Origin of the sequence: Loktanella sp. D2R18, from assembly GCF_003318235.1 — a bacterium.
Taxonomy (GTDB): Bacteria; Pseudomonadota; Alphaproteobacteria; order Rhodobacterales; family Rhodobacteraceae; genus Yoonia.
Window position 1 is genome coordinate 73,295 of sequence record NZ_QOCG01000019.1, and the last position, 19,468, is coordinate 92,762.

A 19,468-nucleotide genomic window follows, 5' to 3' on the forward strand; every position below is an offset into this window, starting at 1 on the left:
GTAAAAAAGGGGCCGAAAAGGCCCCTTTTTTACGCGGCATCCGTAGGGTGGATTTTAATCCACCTTACCGCAAAACATATCCACCCGGCCATGTCAGCGTGTAATCAAGCGCGATCTCTGCGCTCTCACCCGCTGGCACATTCAGATCCCATTCGAGGATGCCACGCCGCCCTTCGGGGTTCGTGCGGTCAGCGGATGGGCTGGCCGAAACGGTCACTTCGAGGTCATCCTGTTCCGAATAAGGCACCGCGTCACGCAGCAAGACATCCCAGTCTTGACCCGTCAGGTTTTCGACAGTGATCACCGCCTCTTCTTTCAGCTCATTTGTACTGCTGAACACGCCGCGGTCGCCTTCTGACCGGTTTGGGGTCATGCGGTTCAAGATAATCCCGTCTAATGGACCAAAGCCCATCTGCGTGTCCGTACCCGACGCAATCAACGGCAATTCACTAAAGCCAATCATCGTGCCATCCGCAAACATCAAGGCCGTGCCGGGCAGCAGTAATTCATCCGTCGTATTCGTAAATTCGGCGACGCGGTAAGCAATGTTGTCACGGCTTGGCACCGCTTCGGCCCAGACATCAGCGTCCAACGACAGGGTATCAAGCGGTAGGCGCAAATCTTCGACACCATTGCGAATATTTACGCGGCCCGGATAGGTATAGGTCACAGCAGCCCCGCTGAAATCTGCGGTCGCGACCACGGCAGGTGCCATCTCGGCGACCATCGCCATAGGCGCCGGCGCGTCCATCAAGGCAACAGACCCGGACATTCGGTCAGATACCGCACGCACATTGCGTTCTTTCTCTAGATCTTCTTCGGATACAATCTGGCGCAACGGCGCCCAAACGCCGCTGGGGGCGATTTGTTCACCTGGACGTGCGGTAGATAGCACCAGCTTTACATCCATCCAATCTTGACCGCTGCTTTGGCTGATCACCACCGACCGATCCAGATCAAACACAGGCGCATCTCCAGTCGTCAGCCGCATATCGTAAACGGGTGCCCAATTGGCAAAGCCTTCTTGGGTGCTAACATCAATCGCGACTTCGCCCGCCTCAGCCATCAAAACAGAAAACGTCAAAACTGATCCGTCTTTTTCAGGAGCCATCAAGGCGTCGAGCGCGCGCAGCGCATCATTCAAGGCCTTCACGTCGTCTTCGCGCGCGCGCTCGGCGGTGCGGGCCTCTTGTTCAGCAGCAAACCCCGCCTGACGCGTAGCCAAAGTTTCGGCGCCGACCATTTGGGAAAGTGCGCGGATATCATCAATACCATTGGCCGACAATGCATCACCCGCGCTGGCTTGTGAGAGGCTTTGAAGGAATGCGATTTGCTCATCAGCGGCCTGTATCCGTAACCGGATTTCCGCGATCGCCGTATCACGCATGCGCAGCACGTCCTCAAGCCGCTCGACCTCATCTTTGGCGGCCTGAATTTCCGGCGAGGTTTGGTCAGGCGTGACGGGCAAACGATCATGCGCAAGGTTCACGGCACCAATTTGCACGCCTTGCGGTGCGGCCAACCGCAACCCTTCGGTCATGAGCCCTTGGGGTAATCCGGGCACCGTGATTTCATGTTGCCCTGCGGGTAAATCAAGCGTGACCTGCCGCGTGACCGTCGCAAGGCCGGGGTAGATTGTGACGGTATCAACATGGGCTTCGCCCGTGAAACTATCCGCCAAGGCGGGCGCGCAAAGCGCGATCAAGCTGGTTGTCAAAAGTGGGCGCAACATATGTGGTCTCCTCATTGGGACTTTGAATAATTGTATGATGGTAGGACGCGCGCCACTACGCAATCCTTGGGTGGCTTGGAAATTAAATTCATGCGGCGGTTTGCAAGCAATTGACCGCCCCCGTAAAGCCGCCCACACATGCCCGTGGAGGGCCAATATGCACGCAGTAAATAGACACGCCAACCTGATCGGCAGCCTGTGGATGATCGGGGCGATGGCCTGTTTTGCGATCGAAGACGTCTTGTTCAAAGCGGCGTCCCAAAGCATGGCCGTGGGGCAACTTTTGATGCTTTTTGGCGCGGGTGGCGCGCTGGCGTTTTGGGCTATGGCGATGGTCACCAAAACCCGGTTAATCAGCCGTGATGTTGTATCGCCCGCAATGCGCGTTCGGGTAGTTTTTGAGGTTCTTGGACGCTTATTCTTTGCGCTTTCCCTTGCGCTGACACCGCTTTCTGCGACTACGGTCATCTTGCAAGCAACCCCGCTTGTCGTTGTTGCGGGGGCTGCGTTGGTGTTCGGCGAAACGGTTGGTCCACGTCGCTGGGTTGCGATTTTTATTGGGCTGTTGGGTGTTGTCATCATCATCCAACCCGGCGGTGATAGTTTTACGGCGACGTCCATTCTTGCCCTGATTGGGATGTTTGGTTTCGCGGGGCGCGACCTTGCCAGCCGCGCGGCCCCTAAAACACTGGGCACCGCCGCATTGGGGTTTTACGGGTTCATGTCCCTCTTTGCTGCTGGCGCACTTTATGCAGCCCATGAAGGCCAGCCGTTTACGGCAATCACATCCGCAAATGCCCCCTATTTGATCGGGCTCGCATTGGTCGGGGCAGTTGCATATGGCGGGTTGATGAAAGCAATGCGCACGGGCGAAGTCTCTGCCATCACGCCGTTTCGCTATGTACGGCTGTTGTTTGGGATCGGCTGCGGTGTTTTGTTTTTTGGCGAAACTGTGACACCCGCTATGTTGATCGGCAGCGCCTTGATTGTGACCTCAGGGCTGGTGATCGTTTGGCGCACAAGAACGCAAAAAGGGACGCCGTAAGCGCCCCTTTTCCAGCAGTTCGGAACGAACCGACTAGCCTTTTTTCAAACACTCACGGCCCAGTACTTCGGCGATTTGCACAGCGTTCAGCGCCGCACCTTTGCGCAGGTTGTCAGAGACACACCACAGGTTCAGGCCGTTGTCGATTGTGCTATCTTGGCGGATACGGCTGATGAAGGTTGCAAAATCGCCAACGCATTCAATTGGGGTGACGTAGCCTCCGTCTTCACGCTTGTCGATCACCATGATGCCGGGGGCTTCGCGCAGAATGTCGCGGGCTTCGTCCTCATCAAGGTGCTCTTCGAATTCAATGTTGATCGCCTCAGAATGGCCGACGAACACAGGCACGCGGACACAGGTCGCCGTGACTTTGATAGCCTTGTCGATGATCTTTTTGGTCTCGGCGACCATTTTCCATTCTTCTTTGGTCGATCCATCTTCCATGAACACGTCGATATGCGGAATCACGTTGAACGCGATCTGCTTGGTGAACTGCTTGGCAGGCTTATCATCGGTCGGATTGTAGATCGATTTGGTTTGATCCCACAATTCGTCGATCCCACCTTTGCCCGCACCGGACACAGATTGATAGGTGCTGACCACGACACGTTTGATTGTCGCGCGGTCGTGCAGTGGCTTCAAAGCCACTACCATTTGCGCGGTCGAACAGTTCGGGTTCGCAATGATGTTTTTCTTTGTGTAACCGTGAATTGCATCTGCGTTCACTTCGGGAACGATCAACGGCACATCGGGATCATAGCGGTAAAGCGAAGAGTTATCGATCACCACACAGCCAGCAGCGGCGGCTTTAGGGGCGTAGATTTTTGTCGCATCAGAGCCAACAGCGAATAGGGCCATGTCCCAGCCCGTGAAATCAAAGGTATCAAGGTCCTTTGTCTTCAGGGTCTTCTCACCAAAGCTGACTTCGCTACCCTGCGATTTGCGGCTGGCAAGAGCGACGATCTCGTCCACAGGAAATTCCCGTTCGGCGAGGATGTTCAGCATTTCACGGCCCACGTTACCAGTGGCCCCTACGACGGCAATTTTATAGCCCATGTCATCAATTCCTTTTTGGCGGTTGCTGCCTGTTACACCCTTCGTGAAATAAGGAAAAGAGGCATACAAAATGCCATGCATCTATCAATGCGCCCGGATCATCAAAAAATACGTCGAAAGCGGATTTTGGGGTTTAGATGTATAGGCTTACATAAGACCCTTTCGTTCAAAACGTGATTTGGAATTGTACGTACAGCCCGATATGCTGACCGCGAACAACAACCGAAAAGAACCGCCCCATGAAACGCGCCCTCCTTTCACTTGCTACCACCGCCGTTTTTGCAAGCTCGGCGCTGGCCCAAAGCCAAGCAGAACAAGACCGCTATGATGCGCTTGTGGCACACTATCAATCCGCCACAATCGTTGGAGAGCCAAGCCTTTCGCCCTGCACATTGTCCGAAAACGCCGCAGGTTATTGCCTGAATATTACGGTGGTTGCGGCCCCAGCGGACCACATTACTGGCCCTTATTGCCCGCTTAACATTTCCGACACCGCCGAGGCTGGCGGCAAATGGTTCGTCGACGGCAAAGTCATGGATGTCGATGGGGAATTCATCGCCAATCTCTCAGAAATTTACCAAGATGACATCTGGCAAATGTTTGATCCAGAAACTGGTGATGTTTTCCTGCGTAACAATGAGATCGGCTGTATCGTGGCCGGTGATCCGACCAACGCAACCGGGCAGCCCAACAATATCTGCGTTGATTGTAGCCTCGGCTTTATCGGTGAGACCGTCACCAACACCTATCAAATCCCGCTTAGCCCGGTCCCGCGTGAAACCAGCGAAAGCGACATCCGTCAAGGCGTCGGTCTAGCGTTCAACGGCGTTAAGGTCGAAGGGCCAGCGCCGCTTGAATTGATCCTTGGCGGGCATACACTTGGGCCGTTCGATGATTGCGGGGGGCATATTAACCCTTCCGAAGGCTATCACTATCATGGGATCATGGACGGCTGCGGCGCGCGTGTTGCAGCCGCGATCGATGGGCATGCGGCACAATTGGGTGTCGCGCTGGATGGGTTTGATCTGTACGAACAGCTTGATCAAGACGGCACAGAACCCGCTGATTTAGACGCCTGCCGTGGACATAGCGTAGCGGGGTTGGGCTATCACTACCACGTATCAGATACAGCGACGAACCAAATCCTGCCCTGCCTGACCGGGCAAACCGCCTGCACCCAACTCAACGAAGACGGCGGCTGTGACCCGTCGCCACGTGGCGGCAGACCGAGCGGCCCACCTCCGGGCGCAGATCAGTAAGATGGGTGCATCATACAGGCAAAGCCGTGGTATGCCGCACCGTCCGTAAAGAAAACGAAGATTGCATCTGCGCCACACCGGGCAGACGCGCCAAATAACGGCGATGGATGCGCGCGAAATCATCAGTGTCGTCCGCCACGACCTTGAGCAGGTAGTCAGCTGTACCCGCCATCAAGTGGCATTCCAGCACATCTGGCACCAGTGCCACCGCCCGTTCAAACGCGTCCAGCACCTCATCCGCTTGCGCGCTGAGCGTGATTTCAACAAACACGGTTGTCGGCAGGCCCACTTTGCGCGGGTCGAGCAGCGCAACATAATCGCGGATATAGCCGTCTTTTTCCAACCTTTGTACCCGACGGTGGCAAGCCGATGGTGACAGGTTCGCAACCTCGGATAGTTCCGCATTCGACATGCGTCCAGTTTTTTGCAGCACCTGCAAGATTCGGCGATCGATACTGTCCAGCTCCATGTGACGCACAATCCTTTTGAAATTTAAAATATTTACGCACGATCTTGCCACAGTTAGCGCAAACAACCAATGCTATTCCCAAAGAAATTGTGCCTGATCAGGCCGAAGGTTTCCCAACACAGGAGGAGAAACAATGCACATCGGTTGCCCAAAAGAGATCAAACCCCAAGAATTCCGCGTTGGTATGACCCCAAACGCGACACAAGAGGCTGTCAATCACGGCCATAGCGTGACCATCGAAACAGGTGCTGGGATCGGCGCAGGCTTTAGCGACGCCGACTATATCGCTGCTGGCGCTGCTATCGCAGGCACTGCCGCTGAGATTTTCGCGGCCGCAGATATGATCGTTAAGGTCAAAGAACCCCAAGCCGTTGAGCGCAAAATGCTGAGTGAAGGGCAAATTCTATTCACCTATCTGCACCTTGCTGCCGATATGGATCAAACCCGTGATCTGATGGAATCAGGTGCGACATGTATTGCCTATGAAACGGTCACTGATGATCGTGGCGGCCTGCCACTGCTTGCGCCAATGTCAGAAGTCGCCGGGCGCTTGGCCCCGCAGGTTGGGGCGTGGACCCTGCAAAAGGCTAACGGAGGACGTGGTGTTTTAATGGGCGGTGTGCCCGGCGTCGGCCCTGCCCGCGTTGTCGTGATCGGCGGCGGCGTTGTTGGCACACAAGCCGCGAAAATCGCGGCGGGCATGGGCGCGGATGTCACTGTGCTTGACCGGTCGCTTGCGCGGTTGCGCTATCTTGACGACGTATTTGGTGGGCAGTTCAACACCAGCTACGCCAGCGCAGGCAACACTATAGAGCTTGCCCGTGAAGCAGACATGATCATCGGCGCAGTATTGATCCCTGGTGCGGCTGCCCCCAAGCTAATCTCGCGCGCGCAATTGGCCGAATTGAAACCCGGTGCAGCGCTTGTGGACGTGGCCATTGACCAAGGTGGCTGCTTTGAGACATCGCGCGCAACAACCCACCAAGACCCAGTCTACGAGGTCGATGGAATCATGCATTACTGCGTGGCCAACATGCCGGGTGCGGTCGCGCGCACATCCACAATCGCGCTTGGGAATGCGACGATGCCCTTTATGATCGCATTGGCTGACAAAGGCTGGCGTCAATCCTGCGAAGATGACGCGCATCTGCTGCGCGGGCTGAATGTGCATGCAGGCAAACTGACCTATGCTGCCGTTGGAACAGCGCTTAAAATTGACGTGTTATCGCCAAGTGCCGCGCTTAAGTCATAAACACAAAAAGGCCCGCTAAATCTGCGGGCCTTTTTACCTTTCTCTATAGCGCGAAGCTTACTTCTTCAAAGCTGCCAAGATATCCGCAAGTAGCTCTTCTTGCGTTGGGCCTTTTGGCGCCTCTGGTGCTGCCTCTTCTTCTTTGGCAGCAGCGTCTTTGGCCCGGTTCACTGTCTTTACCAACATGAACACCACAAACGCGATAATTAGAAAGTTGATGATAGCCATAATGAACGACCCGTAAGCAAAGATCGATGCGCCAGCTTCGCGCGCAGCTTCGAGCGACGCACCTGCAGGAACTTCGCCCGCAAGAACCGCGTATTTGTTAGTAAAGTCCATACCGCCGGACACCAGCCCGATGATTGGGTTAATCAAATCGCCCACAAGCGATGTCACAATCGCCGTAAAGGCGGCACCAATGATGATACCGACAGCCATATCCATGACGTTGCCCTTGGCGATAAAGCTTTTGAATTCGTTGATCATAATTTGTCTCACTCTTTCTGTTGCGCATTGGCGCACATCATCCTCTATTTTTGGGAAGGTTTCCATAGGTTTTAATCTCGTGCGGCGGACATAAGTCAACGGGGCCAGACACCGACAATAGGACCACCAATCATGATTGATAGAACTGCTTTTCCGATTACGGCGCGTTGGCCTGCCAATGACCCATCGGTTATCCAACTTTATTCGTACCCCACACCAAACGGGGTAAAGATTTCAATCGCGCTCGAAGAAATGGGTTTGCCCTACGAGCCGCACCTTGTGACGCTCAGCGATGCAGACGTCAAAAGCCCCGCGTTCCTCTCGTTAAACCCCAACAACAAGATCCCCGCCATCATTGATCCCAACGGGCCAGATGGCCCTATCGGGCTATTCGAAAGCGGCGCGATACTATTGTATCTTGCTGAAAAATCAGGGAAGTTTTTAGGAAACACAGCGGCCGAAAAGGCGACGATCACGCAATGGCTCATGTTCCAAATGGGTGGGCTTGGCCCGATGCTGGGGCAGATGGGGTTTTTCTACAAATTTGCCGGTGCCGATATCGAAGACCCCCGCCCGCGTGAACGGTATCTGAACGAAGCAATCCGCCTTTTGGCTGTTTTAGACGGCCAACTTGAAGGAAAAGACTGGATCGCGGGCGGCTTTTCCATTGCCGACATCGCGATTGCGCCCTGGATCAACGCGCTTGAATTTTATGGCACCAAAGACGTAGTCGGCTATCACGACCTGAAAAACGTGCCGGCCTATGTTGAGCGGTTTTTTGCCCGCCCAGCCGTTCAAAAGGCCAAATTCATCCCGAACCCAAACGGGTAGTTAGGGCAACTGCCCGCTGATGACATAGCGCAAAATCTCAACGACTTGTGCCGGCTCTTGCACCACCGCAAGGGCCGCCGCGTCGATCTCTTTCAGCGCATGTTGGTGATCTGCCCCATGCATCACGATCAATGATTTACCCAAGGCCGCCGCATAGCCCGCGTCAAACGCCGCGTTCCACTGTTTGTATTTGTCTCCAAACCGCACAACGACGACATCCGCGTTTTCAATAGCGTGCCGGGTGCGGATCGCGTTTAGTTTCGCGCCTTTGTTGTCGTGCCAAAACTTGTCAGACTCAGCCCCCATAATCGCAACGCCGCAATCATCTGATGCCGCGTGATCCGTCACCGGGGCAGAAAATGTAACGGCCAAATCCGCCGCCGCTGCGGTGATCTGATCGCGCCAATCTGTATGAATTTCACCCGATAAATAGACATTCAGCATGGTTTTCTCCCTTATCCGCGCAGCACGCCACCGGTCGCTTTGGTGACTTTTTCAACGATTTTCGCTGACACCGCTTCGATCTCCGCGTCTTTGAGCGTCTTATCTTTGGGCTGCAAACGCACGGTCACGGCAAGCGATTTCTTACCTTCGCCCAGCGCCCCGCCGATGAATTCATCAAAAATACGCACATCAGCGATCAACGCCTTGTCAGCACCGGCCGCTGCGTTCACCAATGTCAGTGCCGCAACATCGGCGTCTACGACAAAGGCGAAATCGCGGTCAACGGCTTGCAAATCGGTCGCGGCCAACGCGGGCCGGGTCGCGGATTTGTTTTTCGGGGTTGGAATTTCATCAACCCAAATTGTAAAGCCAACTGCCGGCCCTTTGATGCCCATGGTGCTGAGCACTTTGGGGTGCAATTCACCAAAGACAGCCATGACCTTTTTCGGGCCAAGACAAATTTTGCCGTGCCGTCCGGGGTGCCACCATTCGGATGCGCCGCGCATAATCTGAACTTTGGCAGGTGCGCCGATCGCTCTCAGGATCGCCTCGGCATCAGCCTTAGCATCAAATAGATCGACAGGGCGTGCCGCGCCATGCACGTCTTTGGGCGCGGTCTGCCCGATCAAAACGCCACTGATCAGATTGTGTTGCTGCCCCGGCTCACCGCCATGAAAAGCAGCCCCAACCTCGAACAAAGCCATATCCATGAAACCGCGCGCCTGATTGCGGGCGGCTGCGCGCAACAGACCGGGCAAAAGCGCAGGACGCATATGTGACATTTCCGAACTGATCGGGTTTTCAAGCATCGTGGCGTCATCACCGCCGCCAAACAGCGTCGCGGCCTCGCGGTCGATGAACGTATAGGTCACACATTCATTGTACCCAAGCGTCGCCGCCGTCCGGCGCGCCGCTTGCTGGCGCAATTGCCCATCGGTCAAAATCGGCTTTGGCACGCCAGAGGTCATCCGCGGCAATGGCACGCCCTGCAATTTCGTCAGGGACGCAATGCGCGCGACTTCCTCGACCAAATCGGCCTCACCCTGCACATCCGGACGCCAGGAGGGCACGCTTGCCATATTGCCCTCAAGCTTGAATCCAAGCGCAGTCAGCGTCTGGCGCTGCGTGCTTTCAGGGATATCCATCCCAACTAGGCTGATCACACGTTTTGCGTCCAGCTTATACGCGCGCGCCGTGTCAGGCACGCGACCCGCGTGAATAACTTCGGACACTTCGCCACCCGCGATATCAACGATCATGCGTACGGCATGTTCCAAACCTTCGGGCGTGAACGCCGGGTCAACACCGCGTTCAAACCGGTAGCGCGCATCTGAATTGATCTTGAGCGCGCGCCCCGCATATGCAATCTGCACCGGGTCCCAATAGGCGCTTTCGACGAACACATTCACGGTCTCTTCGGTGCAACCGGTCGCCGCACCGCCCATGATCCCGGCAATGCTTTCAACACCAGTATCATCCGAAATCACCATCTGGCCCGGCTGCAAAGTATAGTCTTTGTCATCAAGCGCAGTGATCACTTCACCACCTGCGGCGCGGTGTACGCGCAGGTTGCCAGCAACCTTATCCGCATCGAATACGTGCAGGGGGCGGTTCAAATCATAGGTGAACCAATTGGTCACATCGACCAAGAAACTAATCGGGCGCAGTCCAATCGCGCGCAATTGCTGCTGAAGCCACTCAGGGCTCGGGCCATTCTTCACACCCTTAATCAAGCGGCCATAGAAAACTGGACACCCATCAAGCGTATCCTCATCAATGGATACATTCAGGTCTGCCTTGAAAGAGGCCGCAACCGGATCAACTTCGCATGGTTTCAGCGTGCCCAAACCGCGGGCGGCCAAATCACGCGCAATCCCACGCACACCCAACGCATCAGGCCGGTTCGGCGTAATCGCGATCTCGATCACCGGATCGACCTTTGCCGGATCGTTTGCAGCCAGCCAATCGGCAAAGTTTTCACCAACCTCACCCGATGGCAATTCAATGATGCCGTTATGTTCGTCGGACAGTTCCAGCTCTTTTTCAGACGCCATCATGCCAAAGCTATCGACACCACGGATATTGCCGACCTTGATAGTGATATCGAGGCCGGGGATATAAGTACCCGGTTTTGCCAAGACTACAGTGATCCCCGCACGCGCATTGGGCGCGCCGCAGACAATCTGGGTTTCGCCTTCATCCGACTGTACCTTACAGACCTTCAGCTTGTCCGCATCAGGATGCTTTTCGGCGTGGGTCACCTTAGCGATGGTAAAATCGCGCAGCTTTGCCGCTGGGTCTTCGATGCCTTCGACCTCAAGCCCAAGGTCAGTCAGCGCGTCAGCGATCTGATCAAGGGTCGCGTCTGTCTCAAGATGGTGTTTCAGCCAGGAGAGGGTGAATTTCATAGGTCCGGTCCTGCGGTTTGCATTGGTTGGATTGGGCTTAACGGATTACGCACAAATGGGAAAGGCTGTAGGGTGGGGTTTACCCCACCGCCCCGTCAAAGTTCACGACCAGCAAGGTCTTCGACCAGTTCAAAGGTTTCAAATACGAGCATCATTTCGGGGTGAAACTCGCCGTTCCGCTTAAAATAAGCTTTGTGTGATTTGCGCCATGCAAGCAACGTGTCGTCTTCGCCTTCAGACAGCGCCATCTCTTCGGTGACATCACAATAGCGGACCTCTTCGACGCCCGTTGTGCGGATCACCAACGCGGGGGTACCATCCCAATTGGCGGCAATATCGCAGCGGCCCACGACGGGCAGCGCATCCGGGTCATCGTCAAACTCTGACAGCGGCGCGCAGGTCGCGCGTTTCTTGCCCTTGCGGACCAGCGCAATCAAATGCTGGCACAGCTCTGGCCCATCACCAAACCGAAACGTCCCCGCGCCGGGGTATGTGTCTTGCAGGTCTTCAATTTCATCGGCCATTTGGTTTCCATTCATTCAAAACAGAGGGCAGCGTGCGGACCTCAGGGTGGGTGCGAAGCGCCCTCCCCATGGGGGAGGTCCGGGCGCTGCCCGGCGATGCCGGGCAAGATTAAAAGTGGCCTCCACTTCACGTCTTTCTGCTCACTTGTTCTTCCAATAATTATAGTGCGCAAACATCATTGGAACGCAGAATACGTGCACTATCAGGAGAAGCATCACAAACGCCCATGCAGGTAATTCAAGCATCCCCAAAAGTAAGATCAGCATCAGGACAGGACCAAACCACAATAGGCTACCTTGCAACCGCGACACACGTGATACGAGAACAAAGCAACGATCATAGTATGCTGCTACCAAAACTCCGACTAACTGCACATTTACTCCCTACAGCCCACCATGCAGCGTCGGCACTTGAAGCGCGCCAAACCCATAGTGGCGCAGCCAGCGCAGGTCTGAATCAAAGAACGCACGCAGGTCAGGGATGCCGTATTTCAGCATCGCGATCCGGTCGATGCCAACGCCAAAGGCAAAGCCCTGCCAGAGATCGGGATCAATCTTCGCGGCTTGCAGTACCTTGGGGTGGACCATGCCAGAGCCAAGAACCTCGAGCCAACCGTCGCCTTCGCCGACCTTCAACTGCCCATCAACCCATGAACACTGAATATCCACCTCGGCCGATGGTTCGGTGAACGGGAAGTGGGACGCGCGGAAACGGGTTTTCACGCGGGCACCAAAATAGGCGCTAAAGAATTCCTCAAGCACCCATTTCAGGTTCGCCATGCTGATGTCTTTATCGATGGCGAGGCCCTCAACCTGATTAAACATCGGCGTATGCGTTTGGTCATAATCCGCACGGTACACACGACCGGGGCAGATGATGCGTATAGGGGCGCCATTCGCCTCCATGCTGCGGATTTGCACTGGGCTGGTGTGGGTGCGCAACACGTGCGGCGGGCGGTCATCATCCGCGCCGCGATGCGTATAAAACGTATCCATCTCAGCCCGCGCAGGGTGGTGGCCGGGAATGTTGAGCGCGTCAAAATTATACCAATCGGATTCGATCTGTGGCCCTTCGGCAACCGAAAAACCCATATCGGCAAAGATCGCGCTGACCTCTTCGGTGACCTGACTGATCGGGTGGATTGACCCCACGCGGCGGTCACGTGATGGCAATGTCACATCCAGCCATTCGCTCCGCAGTCGTTCATCCAGCGCCGCATCTGCAAGCGCGGCCTTTTTACCTGCCAAGGCGCTGTTAATTTCGTCCTTCAACGCATTCAGCGCAGGACCAGCTGTTTGGCGCTCTTCTGGGGACATCTTGCCTAGTTCGCGCATTTTCAGGCTGATTTCGCCCTTTTTGCCAACCGCTTGAACACGCAGGTCTTCGATCGCGGCCTCATCAGCAGCGTCAGCAATTAGGGAAAGGTATCTATTTTTAAGTTCTTGCATCAGCCCACACACTGTCAGGTTTCCTATCGCCCCCTGCTATCATAGCGGGGCCTGAATGCAATGTGGTACAGACGCTATACCCACAGGCGACACAAGCGCCCGACATGCCACGTATTCCATATCAGTCATGAAACTGTCATAAATCAAATCGCAGCGTCAACACCCCAACCAAGCACCTTGCAAAGTCACCGCATGTCAAATTCCTACTATGATTTATCCCGTCAAAGCCACCTTGCGGAGGGGCGTGGTCAATTGATTTTTCAACATCCCAAAAAGAAAAACCGGTTGATTAAGGTCGTAAAGCCAAATGAAAAGAAACGCATTCTCAAACGATATTCGGTGTGGCGTTACAATCGACTACGTGGCTGGCAACGCGAATTGAGCGAATATATTGCGACGCTGTCCCGCACTGGAACTCATTGCGATCGACTGACACGCTACTATGGGTTTTGTGATACATCATACGGCCCCGGCATTGTCGTAGAGAAAATATCAGACCCGAATGGTTATCTTGCCCCCACATTTTCAAGTTATCTAAATAAAATGCAACACAGCGCAACCACGCTGGCCAAACTCCGAAATGATGTTGAAGAACTTTTTGACACGCTTAATCGTGATCAGGTCCACTTTCACGATATACATCAGCGCAACATCGTCGTTAGCGGCGACACGAATCCGCGCCTCATGGTTATTGACGGTTTGGGCAACCCAGCCCTCATGCCTTTTACGCAATTTAGCAAACGCGCATTCCGCAAAATTGCAATGAGTGGGAAAGACCGTATTCTAAAAGCCATTGATCGTTCGACAAGCACCATCTGACGGCTCCCGCCCGACCCGTCGCCATCATCCTGGTGCGATTTTAGCGATCTCAGATCGAAAATACGCCAATGTTACGGTCGCTCTGTTCCCCGCGACGCCATGATATTTTGAACGCCCGGACGATGTCGGCAGTCCAGCCCAAATACCCGCGAGGTTATTCATGAACCTTTGCTGGCTAAGGTCCCCGGCCAGAAATGCGGGCAAACCCGCGTCCAACAGCAGCACATCAGCAAGCCGGTCCTGCATTTGCGGTGTAAATCGGTCTGTCCTGCGCGCACCTGTTTGTTCAACCACGCGCGTCAATGTATCAGGGATAAATTGATAGCGACCAATCGCATGCGGCTGTCCCGGTGTTTCCGCAATCCAAACAAATATTTCGCCAATGGTCATCTGGGTTGGCGGTCTGGGTGGCTTAATCACGGCCCCGTGCTGCACCGCGTCATACCCTGCGAACGGGGATTCAGCCTGCCCAATGATGTAGCGCACGCGCTGGACCGCGCTGGCATCGATCCCAAGCGGTGCCGTATGCCGTGCAACCACAGGAAATGGTGCAAAAAAGCTTGCACCCGCGCTGCCTGCAAATAGGCTCGCACCTGTTGACGCAGGTTCAGCTGCATCAATAGATTGCGCCAACAACCCGCGCGCTGACCCAAACGCACCGTCCCCGACAAGCGAACCTGTTTCCGCCCGACAGATCACCGGATAAACTACCAACGTGCAACAGATTACAAAACGCAAGATCATCATAGCGCAGAGTATCTAGTAGATTCGTTGCGTTTTCGTTTCTAAAAAGCCACGAATGCAAAAAAGGCCGCATCAGTTTCCTGACACGGCCTTTTCTAATTCAGTACACTTGGCAGCTTAGGCAGCCAGTGCGTCCTTAGCCTTGCCAACGATTGTCGCAAATGCGTCAGGTTCGTTCACGGCCAGATCGGCCAGAACCTTACGGTCGACTTCGATGCCAGCCAATGTCAGGCCGTTGATGAACTTTGAATAGTTCAGTGTTTCGTCAACTGAACGCACACCTGCGTTGATCCGTTGAATCCACAAAGCGCGGAAGTTGCGCTTGCGATTGTGACGGTCGCGTGTTGCATATTGATTGGCTTTGTCGACGGCCTGTTTGGCGACTTTAAAAGTCTTTGACCGGCGATCATAATAACCTTTGGCAGCGTCGAGAACTTTTTTGTGACGACGATGAGTGACTGTACCACCTTTAACGCGCATATCCTAAATCCCTCTAATTAACGTGCGTAAGGCATCATTGATTTAACGATACCTTCATCAGCTTTGCACAATGTGGTTGTGCCACGTGCGTTACGAAGGAATTTGTTCGAGCGTTTGATCATGCCGTGTTGCTTGCCCGCTTGGGCAGCCACGACACGGCCAGAAGCCGTCGTTTTGAACCGCTTTTTGCAGCTCGATTTTGTCTTCATCTTCGGCATTTCCGTCTCCTCTTTGGGTCGGTAGAAAACGCGACTCGGCATGCCATATCGGCCGGACGCGCGGGTTCAGACGCGCCGTATAGGACGCATCCGAACAATTGGCAAGTGGATTAGAGCAGATAGCGCCCGATCACATCGACAAAGATCTCGTCAATCGTCGAAATGCCATAGACGCCCGGATTCTCTTGCATCGCATAAGCAATACTGACGCCGCCCAGCACACCAAATGCGATCGCGACCCGCGGAAAGCGACGATCCGAGAACGCAGCGATCAAGGCCGGAATTGCAAAAGCGCAGCACAGCACGCCCACCACAAAAATCAGGTCCAAATCCATATCAGTGTTCCCGCAAATCGTTTCCCGACAACTTAATCCGCTTCGGCAGGGAAGATCAAACGTTCATCGCACGGGGCGACACGCAGAATGTTGGTCGAACCGGGCGTGTTGAAAGGCACACCAGCGGTAATGACCACCATATCATCTTTGGTCGCGAGGTTTTGACCAATGGCTGCACGCACAGCAGCGATCACCGCATCCTTAAAACGGTCAACCGGGCCAGTGACCACACAATTTGTCCCCCAAGATAGGCAAAGGCGACGCGCCGTATCAATATGGCTGGTCATGGCAATGATCGGCACGCGCGGACGTTCGCGTGATACAAGCAAAGCAGTCGTGCCGGATTGTGAGAAACAGCAGATCGCTTTGACATCGGTCGTTTCAGCGATTTCGCGTGCCGCGGACACAATACCGTTCGCTACTGTTTTACCCTCCGTGTGGCGTGATGCCTCGATGATATCCGTGTAGGTTGGGTCAGTTTCAACCTCGCCTGCGACATTGTTCATCGTGGTTACCGCTTCGATCGGATAATCACCCGCCGCCGATTCAGCAGAAAGCATGATTGCATCTGCACCTTCATAAATCGCGGTCGCAACGTCGGAGACTTCGGCGCGGGTCGGCATTGGGGAATCGATCATTGATTCCAACATCTGCGTCGCAACAATCACCGGCTTCGCCGCCGCGCGTGATTTGCGGATCAATTGTTTTTGGATTGGCGGCACCGCGTGCACAGGCAATTCTACACCCAGATCACCGCGGGCAACCATGATGCCATCACTGACTTTCAGAATTTCATCAAACGATTTCACTGCGTTTGGTTTCTCGATCTTGGACAAGATCGCAGCACGGCCCTTGGCCAAAGCACGGGCTTGTTCAACATCGGCAGCACGTTGCACGAACGAAAGGGCCAACCAGTCAACACCCAATTCGCATACGAATTCGAGGTCTTTGAGATCCTTTTCAGACAGCGCCGCCAATGGCAGGGTCACGTCTGGCACATTCACGCCTTTGCGGTTCGAAATTGTGCCACCGACGATGACTTCACAATCCGCAAAAGTCGCGCCGCAATCTTTCACGCGTAGTTTGATTTTGCCGTCATTCACCAACAGGTGCGCGCCGGGCTCTAGGGCATCAAAAATTTCTTTATGCGGCAGCTTCACGCGATTGACGTCGCCTTCGGCATCATCAAGATCTAACCGAAATGACGCACCAACGACCAATTCCTCTTCGCCATTTGCAAAGACACCGACACGCAGTTTTGGTCCCTGCAAGTCAGCGAGAATTGAAATCGGGCTGTCCAAATCTTTTTCAACTTGGCGAATAATTTCGTGGCGGACGCGAATTTCAGCGTGATCACCATGTGACATATTCAAACGAAAAACATCAGCGCCCGCTTCGTGCAACGCTCGGATCATTTCGTAATCATTGGAGGCAGGGCCAAGTGTGGCGACGATCTTTACGTTGCGGTGACGTCTCATGATAATTCCTTCGTGCGTCTAATGCCGTTAGCGATAACACCCGGCTTTGCGCCCTTATTGCGCAATTCTATCTCTATCACAACTAGCCTACTACGCGTGACACCGGAATGACATCAAACATGTCACATGCGCCCTTTTTATAGGCTGCCATTGCAGCTAGGTTAAGACAACAACGGAGGATACCATGGACGACCAAACCCGGATCGAGATCGAAGCCGCCGCATTTCGACGCTTGCAACGGCACTTGATGCAAGACCGCCCCGACGCGCAAAACATCGACATGATGAATCTGGCCGGATTCTGCCGCAACTGCCTGTCACGCTGGTACCAAGAGGCCGCAAATGAACGCGGCATCGAAATGGACAAAGATGCGGGGCGTGAAGCGTTCTATGGAATGCCGTTTGCGGAATGGAAAGCAAAACACCAAACCGAAGCGAGCGCCGAAGCACAAGAAGCGTTCAAGACATCGCATAGTTGATTATAAGGCCACATGTCCGCGCCCCTGCAATGCCAAAAGTTAAAAAGCCGCTGGGGCCCAATGCACCCAGCGGCTATGTCTTTTGAGATGGTGCTTTAAATCGCGACCTTACGGCTTTCGTCCAAATATATCTCGCGCAGACGCGCGGCGATTGGGCCGGGTGTGCCTGTGCCGATGGTTGCGCCGTCGATATCGACCACGGGCATCACGAATGTACTGGCGGAGGTGATGAAGGCTTCGTCGGCTTCTTGCGCCTCAGCAATGGTAAAGCTGCGCTCTTCGACCTGCATTTGGGCCTCGCGTGCAAAACGCAAAACGGCAGCGCGGGTAATCCCGTGCAATATTTCATTGCCGAGGTTGCGGGTGATGATCGTGTTGCCTATGACAATATAGGCGTTGTTTGACGTGCCTTCGGTCACGGCTCCGTCTTCGACCATCCAAGCGTCATCAGCGCCCGCGGCCTTGGCCATCATTTTGCCCATTGATGGGTAGAGCAATTGCACGGTCTTAATATCACGACGCGCCCAGCGTTGATCTTCGATAGAGATGACCTTGATGCCTTTTTGCGCGGCCGGATTATCGGCAAGACCGGGTTTGTTTTGTGTGAACAGAACAACTGTCGGGGTCGTCGTTTCAGGGTCGGGAAACGCAAAGTCACGGTCGTCAGGTGCACCACGTGTGATTTGCAGATAAATCATGCCCTCTTTGATACCGTTCAAACGCACCAGTTCGCGGTGCACCTCAAGCAGATCGGGCAACACAGCCGGGTGTGGCATGTCAAGCTCATCCAAAGAACGTGCAAGACGCTTGGCGTGACCATCAAAATCAATCAACTTACCGTCCAGCACCGACGTGACCTCGTAAACGCCGTCGGCCATCAAGAACCCACGATCAAAGATCGAAATCTTGGCTTCGTTTTCAGGTAGGTAGTCGCCGTTGACGTATACTGTGCGCATGGTCATCCCCATAATGCGGCGGCAGGTGCATGCACGCCATTGTCATCAAATTGCAGTGGTTGGTCACGGTCTTCGGCCAATAAGAGCGGCCCGTCAAGGTCCGTAAACGCCACGCCCTGCGCCAAAATGGTCGCTGGCGCCATCGCAAGCGACGATCCGACCATGCAGCCGACCATCACGCCGTAACCCTCTTTGATCGCTTGCTCTTTCAAAGCAAGAGCCTCAGTCAGCCCGCCTGTCTTATCCAGCTTGATATTCACCATATCGTATTTACCCTTGAGCCCCGGCAGGCTCGCGCGATCATGACAACTTTCATCGGCACAAACGGGCAAGGGGCGCGCGATCTCAGAAAGCATGTCATCGGCGCCTGCGGGCAGCGGCTGTTCAACCATCTGCACACCAAGGCGGATCAAATGCGGCGCAAGGTCAGCATAGACGTCAGCGGTCCAGCCTTCGTTGGCATCCACGATAATCTGCGACGCTGGCGCACCACGGCGCACGGCCTCTAGCCGGGCCATATCATCTGGGGTGCCCAGTTTGATTTTTAGCAGCGGACGAAACGCATTTTTGGCGGCCTGCGCTTGCATCGCTTCTGGCGTATCAAGTGACAGGGTGAAGGCCGTGATCTCGGGTTTGGGCGCGGGTAAATCCAACAAATCCCACACGCGTTTGCCCGCACGTTTCGCCGCATGATCCCAAAGTGCGCAATCTAACGCGTTGCGTGCGGCACTCGCAGGCAGCGCATCGGGCAGATCGTCCCACGTCCCTTCGAATTGTGCGATCTGCGCGGTCACGCTATCCAGCGTTTCGCCGTACCGGGCGTAGGGCACGCATTCACCACAACCAGTGACGCCCTCACCCTGCGCGGTGACGGTCAAGACTTCGGCCTGCGTGCGCGATCCGCGACTGATCGTAAACACCTGCGCCAGCTGGAACACGTCGCGCGTTACGTCGAACTTCATCACGATACCCTTTTCGCTCGTTGCCCTACGAGGCCCAATCAAA

General features: G+C 54.8%; 21 protein-coding genes. 6 read left to right on the forward strand and 15 right to left on the reverse strand.

Going from position 1 to position 19,468, the window contains the following annotated elements; translation table 11 throughout:
- Nucleotides 1-64 precede the first annotated feature (64 nt).
- On the reverse strand, nucleotides 65-1,732 hold the full coding sequence (locus DS901_RS10690) for a DUF4139 domain-containing protein (RefSeq protein WP_113776930.1): 1,668 nt from the start codon (nucleotides 1,730-1,732) through the stop codon (nucleotides 65-67).
- A gap of 157 nt (nucleotides 1,733-1,889) precedes the next feature.
- On the opposite strand from DS901_RS10690, the gene DS901_RS10695 reads away from it, so the two are divergent.
- Nucleotides 1,890-2,777, forward strand: a complete 888-nt coding sequence (locus DS901_RS10695) for a DMT family transporter (RefSeq protein ID WP_258546698.1) — start codon at nucleotides 1,890-1,892, stop codon at nucleotides 2,775-2,777.
- A gap of 33 nt (nucleotides 2,778-2,810) precedes the next feature.
- Here the strand turns inward: DS901_RS10695 and DS901_RS10700 are convergent, their stop codons facing one another.
- Entirely contained in the window at nucleotides 2,811-3,833 is a 1,023-nt protein-coding gene (locus tag DS901_RS10700) for an aspartate-semialdehyde dehydrogenase (RefSeq protein WP_113777030.1), read from the reverse strand.
- Nucleotides 3,834-4,072: 239 nt separating this feature from the next.
- Between DS901_RS10700 and DS901_RS10705 the strand changes: the two genes are divergently transcribed.
- Complete coding sequence (locus tag DS901_RS10705; protein ID WP_113776931.1) at nucleotides 4,073-5,092, forward strand: YHYH protein; 1,020 nt, start codon at nucleotides 4,073-4,075, stop codon at nucleotides 5,090-5,092.
- 10 nt (nucleotides 5,093-5,102) lie between these two features.
- Here the strand turns inward: DS901_RS10705 and DS901_RS10710 are convergent, their stop codons facing one another.
- Nucleotides 5,103-5,561, reverse strand: a complete 459-nt coding sequence (locus DS901_RS10710; RefSeq protein WP_113776932.1) for an Lrp/AsnC family transcriptional regulator — start codon at nucleotides 5,559-5,561, stop codon at nucleotides 5,103-5,105.
- A gap of 133 nt (nucleotides 5,562-5,694) precedes the next feature.
- Here DS901_RS10710 and ald point away from each other — a divergent pair, with 133 nt between their 5' ends.
- The gene (gene ald, locus DS901_RS10715) at nucleotides 5,695-6,813 is read left to right on the forward strand and encodes an alanine dehydrogenase (protein ID WP_113776933.1); all 1,119 of its coding nucleotides are present in this window, start codon (nucleotides 5,695-5,697) and stop codon (nucleotides 6,811-6,813) included.
- Nucleotides 6,814-6,870: 57 nt separating this feature from the next.
- Here the strand turns inward: ald and mscL are convergent, their stop codons facing one another.
- Nucleotides 6,871-7,299: a large conductance mechanosensitive channel protein MscL gene (gene mscL, locus DS901_RS10720; RefSeq protein ID WP_113777031.1), complete on the reverse strand. Its 429-nt coding sequence runs from the start codon at nucleotides 7,297-7,299 to the stop codon at nucleotides 6,871-6,873.
- A 132-nt stretch (nucleotides 7,300-7,431) separates the two neighbouring features.
- Between mscL and DS901_RS10725 the strand changes: the two genes are divergently transcribed.
- Entirely contained in the window at nucleotides 7,432-8,130 is a 699-nt protein-coding gene (locus tag DS901_RS10725) for a glutathione S-transferase family protein (RefSeq protein WP_113776934.1), read from the forward strand.
- Here the strand turns inward: DS901_RS10725 and DS901_RS10730 are convergent, their stop codons facing one another.
- From DS901_RS10730 to pheS, 4 genes are all read right to left on the reverse strand, one after another.
- The gene (locus DS901_RS10730) at nucleotides 8,131-8,574 is read right to left on the reverse strand and encodes a YtoQ family protein (RefSeq protein WP_113776935.1); all 444 of its coding nucleotides are present in this window, start codon (nucleotides 8,572-8,574) and stop codon (nucleotides 8,131-8,133) included.
- A gap of 11 nt (nucleotides 8,575-8,585) precedes the next feature.
- On the reverse strand, nucleotides 8,586-10,982 hold the full coding sequence (gene pheT, locus DS901_RS10735) for a phenylalanine--tRNA ligase subunit beta (RefSeq protein ID WP_113776936.1): 2,397 nt from the start codon (nucleotides 10,980-10,982) through the stop codon (nucleotides 8,586-8,588).
- A gap of 95 nt (nucleotides 10,983-11,077) precedes the next feature.
- Entirely contained in the window at nucleotides 11,078-11,506 is a 429-nt protein-coding gene (locus DS901_RS10740; protein WP_113777032.1) for an ASCH domain-containing protein, read from the reverse strand.
- A gap of 384 nt (nucleotides 11,507-11,890) precedes the next feature.
- The gene (gene pheS / locus DS901_RS10745; protein WP_113776937.1) at nucleotides 11,891-12,955 is read right to left on the reverse strand and encodes a phenylalanine--tRNA ligase subunit alpha; all 1,065 of its coding nucleotides are present in this window, start codon (nucleotides 12,953-12,955) and stop codon (nucleotides 11,891-11,893) included.
- A gap of 192 nt (nucleotides 12,956-13,147) precedes the next feature.
- On the opposite strand from pheS, the gene DS901_RS10750 reads away from it, so the two are divergent.
- On the forward strand, nucleotides 13,148-13,774 hold the full coding sequence (locus DS901_RS10750; protein ID WP_181820839.1) for a YrbL family protein: 627 nt from the start codon (nucleotides 13,148-13,150) through the stop codon (nucleotides 13,772-13,774).
- A 24-nt stretch (nucleotides 13,775-13,798) separates the two neighbouring features.
- Here DS901_RS10750 and DS901_RS10755 read toward each other — a convergent pair whose 3' ends face one another.
- The 5 genes from DS901_RS10755 to pyk all read right to left on the reverse strand — a co-directional run bounded on the left by DS901_RS10755 (nucleotide 13,799) and on the right by pyk (nucleotide 17,029).
- Nucleotides 13,799-14,521 (reverse strand): hypothetical protein, encoded by a 723-nt coding sequence (locus DS901_RS10755; RefSeq protein WP_113776939.1) that lies wholly within the window; start codon nucleotides 14,519-14,521, stop codon nucleotides 13,799-13,801.
- Between the two features lie 114 nt (nucleotides 14,522-14,635).
- The gene (gene rplT, locus DS901_RS10760) at nucleotides 14,636-14,998 is read right to left on the reverse strand and encodes a 50S ribosomal protein L20 (protein ID WP_106746300.1); all 363 of its coding nucleotides are present in this window, start codon (nucleotides 14,996-14,998) and stop codon (nucleotides 14,636-14,638) included.
- 17 nt (nucleotides 14,999-15,015) lie between these two features.
- The gene (gene rpmI / locus DS901_RS10765; RefSeq protein ID WP_045997239.1) at nucleotides 15,016-15,216 is read right to left on the reverse strand and encodes a 50S ribosomal protein L35; all 201 of its coding nucleotides are present in this window, start codon (nucleotides 15,214-15,216) and stop codon (nucleotides 15,016-15,018) included.
- A 110-nt stretch (nucleotides 15,217-15,326) separates the two neighbouring features.
- A complete protein-coding gene (locus DS901_RS10770) occupies nucleotides 15,327-15,551 on the reverse strand; it encodes a hypothetical protein (protein ID WP_113776940.1) in 225 nt (74 codons plus the stop codon).
- A 32-nt stretch (nucleotides 15,552-15,583) separates the two neighbouring features.
- On the reverse strand, nucleotides 15,584-17,029 hold the full coding sequence (gene pyk / locus DS901_RS10775; protein ID WP_113776941.1) for a pyruvate kinase: 1,446 nt from the start codon (nucleotides 17,027-17,029) through the stop codon (nucleotides 15,584-15,586).
- A 184-nt stretch (nucleotides 17,030-17,213) separates the two neighbouring features.
- Here pyk and DS901_RS10780 point away from each other — a divergent pair, with 184 nt between their 5' ends.
- A complete protein-coding gene (locus DS901_RS10780) occupies nucleotides 17,214-17,507 on the forward strand; it encodes a DUF1244 domain-containing protein (RefSeq protein ID WP_113776942.1) in 294 nt (97 codons plus the stop codon).
- 95 nt (nucleotides 17,508-17,602) lie between these two features.
- Here DS901_RS10780 and DS901_RS10785 read toward each other — a convergent pair whose 3' ends face one another.
- Both DS901_RS10785 and dgcA read right to left on the reverse strand, forming a co-directional pair.
- Nucleotides 17,603-18,469, reverse strand: coding sequence for a D-amino-acid transaminase (locus DS901_RS10785; protein WP_113777033.1), 867 nt, complete (start codon nucleotides 18,467-18,469; stop codon nucleotides 17,603-17,605).
- Complete coding sequence (gene dgcA, locus DS901_RS10790) at nucleotides 18,466-19,425, reverse strand: N-acetyl-D-Glu racemase DgcA (RefSeq protein ID WP_113776943.1); 960 nt, start codon at nucleotides 19,423-19,425, stop codon at nucleotides 18,466-18,468. Before dgcA ends, DS901_RS10785 begins: the two co-directional genes overlap by 4 nt.
- Nucleotides 19,426-19,468 lie beyond the last annotated feature (43 nt).

Excerpts from the sequence above, each read along its gene's own strand:
- pyk (WP_113776941.1), bottom strand. The coding sequence starts at position 17,029 with ATGAGACGTCACCGCAACGTAAAGATCGTCGCCACACTTGGCCCTGCC.
- DS901_RS10740 (WP_113777032.1), bottom strand. The coding sequence starts at position 11,506 with ATGGCCGATGAAATTGAAGACCTGCAAGACACATACCCCGGCGCGGGG.
- DS901_RS10785 (WP_113777033.1), bottom strand. The coding sequence starts at position 18,469 with ATGACCATGCGCACAGTATACGTCAACGGCGACTACCTACCTGAAAAC.
- mscL (WP_113777031.1), bottom strand. The coding sequence starts at position 7,299 with ATGATCAACGAATTCAAAAGCTTTATCGCCAAGGGCAACGTCATGGAT.
- DS901_RS10750 (WP_181820839.1), top strand. The coding sequence starts at position 13,148 with ATGTCAAATTCCTACTATGATTTATCCCGTCAAAGCCACCTTGCGGAG.
- DS901_RS10770 (WP_113776940.1), bottom strand. The coding sequence starts at position 15,551 with ATGGATTTGGACCTGATTTTTGTGGTGGGCGTGCTGTGCTGCGCTTTT.
- dgcA (WP_113776943.1), bottom strand. The coding sequence starts at position 19,425 with ATGAAGTTCGACGTAACGCGCGACGTGTTCCAGCTGGCGCAGGTGTTT.
- rpmI (WP_045997239.1), bottom strand. The coding sequence starts at position 15,216 with ATGCCGAAGATGAAGACAAAATCGAGCTGCAAAAAGCGGTTCAAAACG.
- rplT (WP_106746300.1), bottom strand. The coding sequence starts at position 14,998 with ATGCGCGTTAAAGGTGGTACAGTCACTCATCGTCGTCACAAAAAAGTT.
- DS901_RS10690 (WP_113776930.1), bottom strand. The coding sequence starts at position 1,732 with ATGTTGCGCCCACTTTTGACAACCAGCTTGATCGCGCTTTGCGCGCCC.
- DS901_RS10755 (WP_113776939.1), bottom strand. The coding sequence starts at position 14,521 with ATGATGATCTTGCGTTTTGTAATCTGTTGCACGTTGGTAGTTTATCCG.
- pheT (WP_113776936.1), bottom strand. The coding sequence starts at position 10,982 with ATGAAATTCACCCTCTCCTGGCTGAAACACCATCTTGAGACAGACGCG.
- DS901_RS10700 (WP_113777030.1), bottom strand. The coding sequence starts at position 3,833 with ATGGGCTATAAAATTGCCGTCGTAGGGGCCACTGGTAACGTGGGCCGT.
- DS901_RS10780 (WP_113776942.1), top strand. The coding sequence starts at position 17,214 with ATGGACGACCAAACCCGGATCGAGATCGAAGCCGCCGCATTTCGACGC.
- DS901_RS10710 (WP_113776932.1), bottom strand. The coding sequence starts at position 5,561 with ATGGAGCTGGACAGTATCGATCGCCGAATCTTGCAGGTGCTGCAAAAA.
- DS901_RS10725 (WP_113776934.1), top strand. The coding sequence starts at position 7,432 with ATGATTGATAGAACTGCTTTTCCGATTACGGCGCGTTGGCCTGCCAAT.
- DS901_RS10705 (WP_113776931.1), top strand. The coding sequence starts at position 4,073 with ATGAAACGCGCCCTCCTTTCACTTGCTACCACCGCCGTTTTTGCAAGC.
- DS901_RS10730 (WP_113776935.1), bottom strand. The coding sequence starts at position 8,574 with ATGCTGAATGTCTATTTATCGGGTGAAATTCATACAGATTGGCGCGAT.
- ald (WP_113776933.1), top strand. The coding sequence starts at position 5,695 with ATGCACATCGGTTGCCCAAAAGAGATCAAACCCCAAGAATTCCGCGTT.
- DS901_RS10695 (WP_258546698.1), top strand. The coding sequence starts at position 1,890 with ATGCACGCAGTAAATAGACACGCCAACCTGATCGGCAGCCTGTGGATG.
- pheS (WP_113776937.1), bottom strand. The coding sequence starts at position 12,955 with ATGCAAGAACTTAAAAATAGATACCTTTCCCTAATTGCTGACGCTGCT.